Genomic DNA, 10,058 nt, shown 5'->3' on the forward strand with positions numbered 1-10,058 from the left:
AATTTATTGACAATAATTTATGTAAACGTATGTATTATATTGTTCAATTATTCAGTTATATATAATTATAATGAAATTAAACAGAATTGTCACGATATGTGAACTTAATATATTATTTGTGAAACTTTTGGAAAAATTTCTCACTCTTTGTGATTTTATATTTTAATTTTTAAATTTATATCTTGTCTCTATCATTTAAAATTTTATAATTTCATATCCCCTCACCTTTGATTTTTCCCTGCAAAGTGTTATCCTAGTCTAAAGGAGTTATTATGAGTTTTAATGTTCTGGTTAAGTATCAAGTTATTATGCTCGCCCTGCAAGTTATTTTGTACTTTGGATGCGAGTTTTTTCAAAAAAATCTTCATTATATTGACATCGAGCTAGATAAAAGGATCCCCGTGATTCCAATATTCGTCCTCGTCTACGTGTTGTGGTTTCCTGTGATCGCGCTTTTCCCCATTAGTCTTTACAACGCGTCGCCACTTTTATATCGCCCCTACATGTTTACGTGGATCACCGTCCTAATCGTCAGCATTATTATCTACATGGTCTATCCCACTACTTTTGATAGGCCTAAGAATCTCGACGATTACGCTTTTGGTTTTTTGTTAAAGTTTATTTACAAGTCAAGCTACAGGGGGCTTAACTGCATGCCGAGCCTTCACTGCTCCATGTCTACGATGGTAATTGTTTTTGCTATCGCAAGTGCCATGACGCTAAGGCTTAAATTAATTTATGTCATCACGTCATTTGGTATTATCGTCTCCACTCTCTTTACGAAACAGCATGTAATCTTGGACGTTGTGACTGGCGTCGGCCTTGGACTTCTATTAAGCATCGTATTTTTATTTTTTTATTAATCCTAAACACTTCGCATTTTGTGCGAGGTGTTTTTAATTTTGCACTCGTTTATTAACCAATTAAATGGGTACTATACTAATGTATAGGAAAACGTGTTATTTATATTTTATGAGGTGATATGAGATGAAGGACGAAGCACTCTTAAGGAAAAAGGAACACGAAGCGGTAAGAAATGGTGTGGGCTATTATGATTTTACGCACCAACTTTTAAATGTCACAGGACCAGACGCTGGAAAATTCTTGGATAAGATTTTTGTAAATTCTATTCAAGGCATTGATGTTGGCAAGGCAGTTTATAGTACAACGCTTAATGAAAACGGTATTATCATCGACGACGTGATAATCTTTAGGATTGAGGATGAAAGATACTGGATTTCAACTCTTTATATCAAGGAACTAATTGAATGGCTCGATTCTCACAAAGATGGAGAAGATGTAAGCTACGAAGATATTACTTCAAAAGTTACTATGTTTGCGGTACAGGGCCCTAAGTCACGCGATTTGATAAATAAGCTTGTGGATAAAAGTATCGAAGATTTGAAATTCTTCCACATTATTGACAACAGCGTTGGAGATTTAAAAATTAAAGTTGCAAGGGCAGGCTACACAGGTGAGCTTGGTTTTGAACTTTATGTTCCATCTGATAAAAAAGAATTGTTGGAAGAAAAGTTGCAAGAAGCAGGTAAAGAATTTGACTTGTGCCACGTTACAACTGATGTAATCGTAAGCAGTCTTCCTGCTGAAAAGGGATATGTGCTTATGAGCGACTTAAAAGACACCAATCCACTTGAAGTTGGCTACGGCTGGACAGTTCACTGGGACGGAGATTTTATCGGAAAAGATGCACTCCTTAAGGCAAAAGAAAATGTAACAAGAGACCTTCTTGGATTCGAAGTTGAAGACAAGGGTGTCGTGATAGAACCTGGTGCAAAAGTATATGCAGGCGATAAAGAAGTAGGTTATGTTACTAAGTACACTTACGGATTTACTGTTGGCAAAAATATTGGCTACGCACTAGTAAATCTTGACGATGTCAAAGAGGGCGATGCAGTGGAAGTTGGACCTGACAAGGTGAAAACAAAACTTTGCGACAGAGTGTTCTATGACAAGGAAAACGAAAGAGTAAAAGGATAAAAGGATAAAAAATAGAGAGGCCTTTGTGGTCTCTCTTTTTTAGTTTATTTCACGGGCGAATTACATATTTAACTCCTCGCGCGCCATCTTTTTCAATTTTATACTGAAGCATTGCCACGTCCTTGAAGCTATAAAATTCAATATTATCTTCTAACAGAAGATTTTTTTCGAAATACTTGTTTAAATATTTCGCATTTTGTAAAAGATCTTCGCATGTAGCCCTGCTAAACACAAATCCAACAATTTTTTTGCCCTTTGTATAAAAGTCCATTGCATCAAAACTTGTATCAGCTGGCGGCGGTGTAATCATGGTAAGCTGTCCATTTAGTCCAAGTAAGTTTATGTTATCCGAAAGCTTTACCTTGCCCGATGTGTCGATTATGTGGTCAAAACCGTCTTTGTGTTTTTCAAAAAGCTCATTCATTCCATCTTCATGATATGAATAGCACTCATCTGCACCAAGGCCCTTTAAAATTTCAAAATCGCAATCTGATGAAGTTGTGACGACGTATGAATTAAATGCACGGGCGCATTGAACGAGCTTTCTGCCCACATTTCCTCCGGCACCCTCTATCAAAATTTTTGAATTTTTACCGAGCCTCATGACATCTCTTGTCACAATTTGTGCAGTGGAAGCTGAGTGAACTGATGCCACAAGTTTATACGGGTCGACTCCCTTTGGAATGTGGTAGAGCCTGTCGCTTTCCACGAGCACGAATTCTGCTGTCGCGCCCATTCTGCCGTCGTAACCAGAAGAATTTGTCCACACATAGTCGCCTGCGGAAAAACCACTGACGCCGCTGCCAACTTCCTTGACCTTTCCGACCAAATCTCTTCCCGTAATAGCTGGAGACTTGAGATCTGTCTTGTAGAGGCCCTTTCTAATGATGATGTCAACATTGTCGATTGTTACAGCGATGACTTCGACGAGTACCTCGCCCTCTTTTGGCTTTTCAATCTCCATGTCAATAAGATTTAAAACATCTGACGAACCAAAACCATCAAAAACAACTGCCTTCATAACTCTTCCCTTCTTTCCATCTATAATATACCCATGTGCTACAAAATTACATAAGAATGATGGTGGGTTGGGGTTGGGTTAGGAGTTCAAGTTTTGACGTTTTGATAAGCCTCTCAACTTGTCATCCTGAGCGGAACGGAAGGCTTAGCCTGAAGTGGAGTCGAAGGATCTGTAGAGTCGTGGTTGCGATGTGTCATCGTCTTAATGAGAAAGTGTTTTGGAGTCTCTCCTCTACGTTGTTTCTATAAGACGAAAAGTTCTCGCTAGACCACTTTGCAGATCCCTCGACTACGCTCGGGATGACGGACAAGGGGAAACAGCAAATGTATACAATTTCGTTAAGATATCAGAATAAGACCCCTTCCAACGTCATCCTGAGCGAAACGAAAGGCATAAGCCTGAAGTGGAGTCGAAGGATCTGTAGGGTATAGGGAGCGATGTGTTGTCGTCTTGACCAAGTTATGTATTGGAGTAATTCTCCTATACGTTGTTTCCTTAAGACGAAAAGTTCTCGCTAGAATACTTTGCAGATCTTTCGACTACGTTCGGGATGACGGAAAGTAGGCAACAGCGAGTGTAGACAATTTCATTACGAAATCAGAAAAAGACCGCTTCCGGCGTCATCCTGAGCGAACGAAGTGAGTCGAAGGATCTGTAGGGTTAAGGGAGCGATGTGTGGTCGTTTTGACCAAGCTGTGTATTGAAGTAATTCTCCTAAACGTTATTTCCTTAAGACGATTAGGTCTCGCTAGACCGCTTTGCAGATCCCTCGGCTACGCTCGGGATGACGGAGTGTGAGGGTTGTGACCCAAATAAGTCGTTACTGTGCCTATGATTTATCTGCACTATTTGAAAACCACCTCATTGGAAGTCATCCTGAGCGAACGAAGTGAGTCGAAGGATCTGTAGAGACTTGGGAACGATGTGTGGTCGTTTTTACGAGAAGGTGTTTTGGGGTGTTTTCTCCGTAAGGCTTTCGTGTTAAGACGCATAGGCTGTTTCCCCTAAAAGTGCAGATCCCTCGACTGACGCTCGGGATGACGAGAAAAGGGGGTTTTCTTTAAGACGATTAGTTCTCGCTAGACCGCTTTGCAGATTCTTCGACTCGCGTTTCACGCTCGCTCAGAATGACGTATGGGGACGTTATGTTTGGATATGTGTTGAAGGGGTGACGGAGTGTGTGGGCGTCATCCTGAGCGGAGGAGGAGCAAAGCGACGACGGAGTCGAACGGATCTGTAGGGTCGTGGGTGCGATGTGTTGTCGTTTTAATGAGAAGAGGTTTTGGGGTCTCTCCGTTGGGCTTTTCGTATTAAGATGCATATGCTGTTCCCCCACAAGTTACAGATTCTTCGACTCGCGTTTCACGCTCGCTCGGGATGACGGAGTGTGAGGGTTGTGGTTCGAATAGGTCGTCAATGTATCGAAGTTTTCTTTCTAAATTCTTTCTAAATTCTTTGTTAATAGAAAAAAGGATATGTCAGGGGAACGTTACTTGGCCTAGCGGTCCTCGAGCGGTTCCTCTGACATACCTTTTTTCGTTTGTCCTATTTTTGTTTTATTATTTTTTTAAAGTTCTCTGTGAGGTTTTTTAGTCAAGACACATAGGCTGTTTCCCCTAAAGGTGCAGATCCCTCGACTACGCTCGGGATGACGGGAGGATGGGGTTTTCTTTAAGACGATTGAGTCTCGCTCAAGATGACGAGAAGATGGGGCTTTTCTTTAAGACGATTGGGTCTCGCTCTACTACTTTGCAGATCCCACAACCGCCGTTCGATAATACAGCAATAAGGCAACAAAAAAGACGGGTCGCCCCGCCTTCCATTCTAAATCAAAAATCTAAATACTTATTTTTCCATCAAGTACTCGTTTATCTTCTCCACGTCTTTCTTTCCTATCAAACTCACGTCTTTTTCTACTGTGAATCCGTCCATCTTCATTTCTTCTTCACCAACAACTAAAACTCCTTCTCCATTTTTAATTTTTACTGATTTTTCTCCAAGTGTTATTGTTGTTGTGTTGTCTTCTTCGTTCCATTCTACTTTTGCGCCTTCTGCTTCGTAATATTTTCTCATGTAGTAGGCGTCTTTATCTTCTACTTTGTAGTCTTTAAGTTCAAGTTCTGCTGTACTTAGCACTACAATTTTATCAGGGTTTGTGATTGGCGGAAGACTTCTTGTTGCTACTGTGTATAGTACAAGTAGGTCCATATCAGCCACGCCTTTTGATTCTTCTACTGTTTCGCCCATCATGTTTTCTATAGGTGTCTTGTCATTTACGTTAATTTTTAGTCTGTTTGATATTCCGCGGCCCTCTTTGTCAAAGTAATCCACGTCGATTGAGTACTTCGCATCTTCTACGTTTATTGCTATAAATCCTGGTGTCATCTTTCCTGGATAAGACATCATCATCGGTGTGTTATTTTTGTAGAAGTATTCGATTTTTTCGCCTTTTTCAAATTTGTGGTCCTTTACAAACTCTCCAGTTTTTAAATCTATAACACTTACTCCATTTGTGTATAAGTAAAGTTTATTCATGCTTTCATTTTCAGCATTTTCGCTCTCTACAAGGATTTGTGAGCTCTTTTCTTCGCCAGCTACTTCGCTAATAGTTCCAAACTCCCTTGTGTAACCTTTCTCCATGTCTTTTTCACCTTCTGCAAATGCAAAAGTTGTAAGCATTAGTGTAAATATTAATGTAATGGTTAATAATTTTTTCATTATATCGCCTCCGTATTGAAATTATACCAAAATTTGTTTTCCTATAACAACACGCCCCATTCGGTAATATTTTTTTAATACTTCTGTAAAAAAAGAAGCCACCTAAGTAGCTTCTCATCACAATATATATTTTATAAATTTAAAAATAGTAAGAACGAGCAGTGCCAAAAGTACGATGGTCACAACATAAATCAAAATGTCGAGCCCTTTGACAGAGCTATCTACCTTTATATCTTCTGCACTTTCCGCAACCGGTGCATCTTCTACCCTAACACAATTTACTAGAAGTCTCTTTGGCCTTGGCGGTCTTAGGCGTTCACATGTAAGAAGTGTAAGCATGTCCACTCCCTCTCTTGGTTGAAGCGCCTCCCAGTCAGTTGGAAGTATAACTTCAGTGTCACTTACTTTATATTTAAGACTCTCATCGCCACGAACGATAGTAACATCGTCGCCCACATCAAGCTTGTGCAAATTAAAAAACATGAGGTCCCTGTACCAACCGCGGTGACCTGCGATTACGCTCCTCCTGTTTACTCCTCCAACGGGAAGGCTCGTTCCGTCGATGTGTGCAACTCCCATGTCGAGATGCTCATAGGACGCGTCGAGATAAATCGGCTTTGTGATGCCGAGCTTTGGAATTTTTAAATATGCAAATACCTCATCGGGGTTTTCCTTATAAAAATCATAAGTCGCACTGTAATCCTCTGCTGTGAAGGGATCCACAATATTGTTGTTTTTAATCTTGTTGTTGTAATCCTCAATCCCCTTCGCATCGACTGCAGAATTTTTGGACTCTTGGACGAACTTCTCATACCCCGACTTGGCAGAAATATTTCTATAACTCATGTTCCAAAAACCGTAAAGAGGAAGGGATATGCCAATAATTATCAAAATATAACCAAAAATTGTATAAAAATTCTTGTCTCTATTCTTCGTCTTTTTCTCTTTCTTTCTCATAAGCCTCAAACCTCTTCTTAGCCTTTTTCATTTCCTTGCCGTTATAAATTGCAAGAGCACCAAGAACTAAAGCTGTCGGAATCATAAACATCAAGTAGTCCTTGTAACTCATATCAAGTCCCAAAATATTTAGATTGTCCTCTTCTACTGGCGCAACGTATGGAATTCTCTCACCGCGCACAAGGAGCCTGTGCGAATTAATCATGTATGGCGTGCAAGTTAAAAGTGTGGCGTAGTCCTTGCCCTCAACGACGAGCACCGGCTCAAAATTAGAAGGCTCAATTACCTGAATCTTGTCCACCTTGTAACACAAAACTGTCTCGATGTTGTGAATGTAGAAAATATCTCCCTCTTTAAGCTTATTTAGATTTCTAAATAACTTCGCCTTAGGAAGGCCCCTGTGTGCAGTGATGACAGTGTGAGTGCTCTTTCCACCAATAGGAAGAGAACTACCCTCAAGGTGACCTGCGCCTTTTTGAAGCACTTCTTCTGATGTGCCCGCATAAATTGGAAGGTCCTCATTAATCTTTGGAATCTCAATATGACCCATCTTCTCGTGCACCTCGAGCATACGAGCGTACTCTGCAATACCCTCTTTTTGCTCATCAGTATAAGGATCGCTCATCTTGGACGGATCAAGAGTTGAGTTATATGCCCTTGCAAGCTCAATCCTCTTAAAAATCTCGTCGCGATCCATTCGGCTTACGCCTTTATTAAAATCTGCTATCTCGCTGTTTGCCTCTATTCGATAATAAAAATTTGAAATAATTGGATAAACCATTACCAAAAATCCAAAAATAAATAATAGAATAAAAGGCCATCTCTTTGATTTCTTTTTCTTCTTAGAACTCATAATCTACCTCTTATCATTATTCAAATTTGGAAAATCATCATCGTCACGACTAATTAGCTCGTTATATTTAGAAATATACATCTTCTTTTTCTTAACAAAATATAGATTTAAAAGAATAAGAGCAATAATAACGAAAATGCCACAATAAAACGCGTACCTATAAAGCTTAGCTCTTCTATTTTCCTTGACAAGCTTTTGTTCCTCAAGCGGCTCGTATGGAACCCTGTGACCACGCACAAGGAGCCTGTGAGTGTTAATCATAATTGGCGTGCAAGTAAGAAGAGTCGCATAATCGTGCCCTGGCACAATCAACAGATCCTCAAAATTAGAAGGCTCGACGACTTTAATCTGGTCGACCTGATAAGCCAAAACCTCTTTTAAATTGTAATAATAAAACTTGTCGCCGACGCGCACTTTTCTAAGGTCTGTAAAAAGCTTCGCAGTGGGAAGACCGCTGTGAGCAGTGATTACAGTGTGAGTGTTGTTGCCACCAATGGGAAGAGAAGTCCCTCAAGGTGACCTGCGCCCTTTTGAAGCACCTCTTCAGATGTGCCCGCATAAACAGGAATGTCTGTGTCGATAACGGGAATCTTAATGTGACCAATTTGCTCGTGAACCTCAAGCATTCTCGCATACTCAGCACGACCCTCAGCCTTTTTCTCATCAGAATAAGGATCCTCTGAGATGGAATTAACAAGGGATGCATTATAAGCACGCGCAAGCTCCATTCTTCTATTAATTTCCTCGTCGTCTAGCTTCGAACTTTCCTCGTCGAAGATGCCGATGTTGTTCTTGGACTCAACCCTGTAGTAGAGCCTAGAAACCTGAGGATAAAGAAGAATCAAAAAGCCCAGAATGAATATGAAGATGAAGGGCAAATTGCTCTTTTTCTTTTTTTTCTTTTTCTTTAACTTACTATCTTTCATAATTACCTCTTTAAGTATGAAATGATTATAACACAGATGCACGGTATAGTCTTGATATTAGTATTAACTCGCGGCAATGTATATACCTCGTCATCCCGAGCTTAGCCGAGGGATCTGCAAAGTATTCTAGCGATGCCTACACATTTGCCACCGTCTTCCAACGTCATCCCGTTTTTTTACGTCATTCTGAACGAGCACGCAGTGCGAGTCGAAGAATCTGCAAAGTAATCGAGCGAGAACTTATCGTCTTAACGAGAAAACCTCATTTAAATCGTAAATAACTTAATCTCAAAACTACGTTTTGTATTTCCTTTTGCGAGGAAGGGAAGGGGGCTTCCGCTCATCCGCTGCGATTGTCCCCTTCCCTCTCCTCGCACACCAACCTAACCCCCAACGCCCACTTCGGAGAACGTGTTGAACTTATTCGGCTATTTAGTACTCCGCAAAAAACCTAAATTTCATAACTCGCAGACTGTTATTTATGTTAAATTTATTCTTTATTACTATTTTTTTAAATTGAAGTATTTGTTGTGGTTCGCTCAAACAAATGAAATTTTTAACGGCTTTTTGCGAGACTCGTCTACCTCATAACACTTCATCACATTTTGGATGAAGATAAAATCTGTGAACTAACGGCACAGTGAAGACCTATTCAAGTCACAACCCTAACACTCCGTCATCTTGAGCGAGAGCTTTGCTCGAGTCGAAAGATCTGCAAAGTCATCGAGCGAGACCTTAGCGTCTTAACACGAAAACCTCACGGAGAAAACACCTCAAACACCTTCTCATTAAGACGACAACACATCGCTACCTCCACCCTACAGATCCTTCGGCTCACTTCGTTCGCTCAGGATGACGAATGAAGGGCCTTTGCTCTGGCTGATGGTTATGTACACCCCCCAACATTATGTAAAAAAGGGACGTCGCCCGACATCCCTATTTTTTGCCTTTCTTGACAAGTCCAACGCCCATAGCCGCTATAATCGCACCGCCAATTGACATCACAATGAGAGTGATATCACCAGTCTTAGGAATTCTAATCCTTGGTGGTGGGGTATTTGGCGTGTTAGGCGGCACATTCGGCACATCTGTCGGCTCTTTTTTGTTTGCAATATCAACCCTGTTAAACTTCGAATTCTCATTTATGGTAAACTTCACACCCTCTGCGAGAAGTTCATACCCCTCGGGCGCCTTTATCTCCCACAAATAATATTCACGGGCAGGAAGATCCGTCGCACTAAACGCTCCGTCCTTGCCAGACATTATTATATAATCCTTGCCATCCCTCTTGACAGTCTCATAAGAACCTGTCTTCTCATCAAGATAGGTCACCTTAAAAACTGCACCGGCAAGTGCCTTGTCAGTGGCAGCGTCATACTTAAAAAATCTTATCTCGCCCCTGCCACCAAAAGGCCTGTTCACAACTTCAACATAAGAGCCCCTGTTTCCTGTAACATTAAAGTTCGTAACCTTGTTCACAATCTCGTAACCATCGGGCGCCTTAATTTCCTTAAAATAATACTCGCCCTCTGGCAGGTTCTTAATAACAATCTCGCCCTTCTCATTTGTCACAAGGAGCACATCG

Annotated in this window: 7 protein-coding genes and 1 pseudogene; 2 read left to right on the forward strand and 6 right to left on the reverse strand. The window is 40.8% G+C overall.

From position 1 onward, the window contains the following. The first annotated feature begins 308 nt into the window (after positions 1-308). Together ACOX6R_RS05735 and ACOX6R_RS05740 are read left to right on the forward strand one after the other, a co-directional pair. Positions 309-863 (forward strand): phosphatase PAP2 family protein, encoded by a 555-nt coding sequence (locus ACOX6R_RS05735; protein WP_433448207.1) that lies wholly within the window; start codon positions 309-311, stop codon positions 861-863. A 124-nt stretch (positions 864-987) separates the two neighbouring features. Next, positions 988-1,998 carry an aminomethyltransferase family protein gene (locus ACOX6R_RS05740; RefSeq protein WP_433448195.1) on the forward strand — a complete coding sequence of 337 codons (1,011 nt, stop codon included), beginning with the start codon at positions 988-990 and terminating at the stop codon, positions 1,996-1,998. A 49-nt stretch (positions 1,999-2,047) separates the two neighbouring features. Here ACOX6R_RS05740 and ACOX6R_RS05745 read toward each other — a convergent pair whose 3' ends face one another. The 6 genes and pseudogenes from ACOX6R_RS05745 to ACOX6R_RS05770 all read right to left on the reverse strand — a co-directional run. Further along, positions 2,048-3,019, reverse strand: coding sequence for a quinone oxidoreductase family protein (locus ACOX6R_RS05745; RefSeq protein WP_433448197.1), 972 nt, complete (start codon positions 3,017-3,019; stop codon positions 2,048-2,050). 1,845 nt (positions 3,020-4,864) lie between these two features. After that, positions 4,865-5,737, reverse strand: a complete 873-nt coding sequence (locus ACOX6R_RS05750) for a stalk domain-containing protein (protein WP_433448199.1) — start codon at positions 5,735-5,737, stop codon at positions 4,865-4,867. Positions 5,738-5,854: 117 nt separating this feature from the next. Then, positions 5,855-6,694, reverse strand: coding sequence for a class C sortase (locus ACOX6R_RS05755; protein ID WP_433448201.1), 840 nt, complete (start codon positions 6,692-6,694; stop codon positions 5,855-5,857). After that, entirely contained in the window at positions 6,663-7,547 is an 885-nt protein-coding gene (locus tag ACOX6R_RS05760; RefSeq protein ID WP_433448203.1) for a class C sortase, read from the reverse strand. The genes ACOX6R_RS05755 and ACOX6R_RS05760 overlap by 32 nt, the downstream gene beginning before the upstream one ends. Before the next feature lie 3 nt (positions 7,548-7,550). After that, positions 7,551-8,473, reverse strand: a pseudogene (locus ACOX6R_RS05765) (class C sortase). 936 nt (positions 8,474-9,409) lie between these two features. After that, the coding region (locus tag ACOX6R_RS05770; RefSeq protein ID WP_433448205.1) for a SpaA isopeptide-forming pilin-related protein at positions 9,410-10,058 on the reverse strand (649 nt) is incomplete at its 5' end.

It is taken from the genome of Peptoniphilus sp. (assembly GCF_050943655.1).
Taxonomy (GTDB): domain Bacteria; phylum Bacillota; class Clostridia; order Tissierellales; family Peptoniphilaceae; genus Peptoniphilus_A.

Bases quoted from the DNA above. Each gene is read 5' to 3' on its own strand.
- ACOX6R_RS05740 (WP_433448195.1), top strand. From the start codon at position 988: ATGAAGGACGAAGCACTCTTAAGGAAAAAGGAACACGAAGCGGTAAGA.
- ACOX6R_RS05755 (WP_433448201.1), bottom strand. From the start codon at position 6,694: ATGAGAAAGAAAGAGAAAAAGACGAAGAATAGAGACAAGAATTTTTAT.
- ACOX6R_RS05745 (WP_433448197.1), bottom strand. From the start codon at position 3,019: ATGAAGGCAGTTGTTTTTGATGGTTTTGGTTCGTCAGATGTTTTAAAT.
- ACOX6R_RS05735 (WP_433448207.1), top strand. From the start codon at position 309: ATGCTCGCCCTGCAAGTTATTTTGTACTTTGGATGCGAGTTTTTTCAA.
- ACOX6R_RS05760 (WP_433448203.1), bottom strand. From the start codon at position 7,547: ATGAGTTCTAAGAAGAAAAAGAAATCAAAGAGATGGCCTTTTATTCTA.
- ACOX6R_RS05750 (WP_433448199.1), bottom strand. From the start codon at position 5,737: ATGAAAAAATTATTAACCATTACATTAATATTTACACTAATGCTTACA.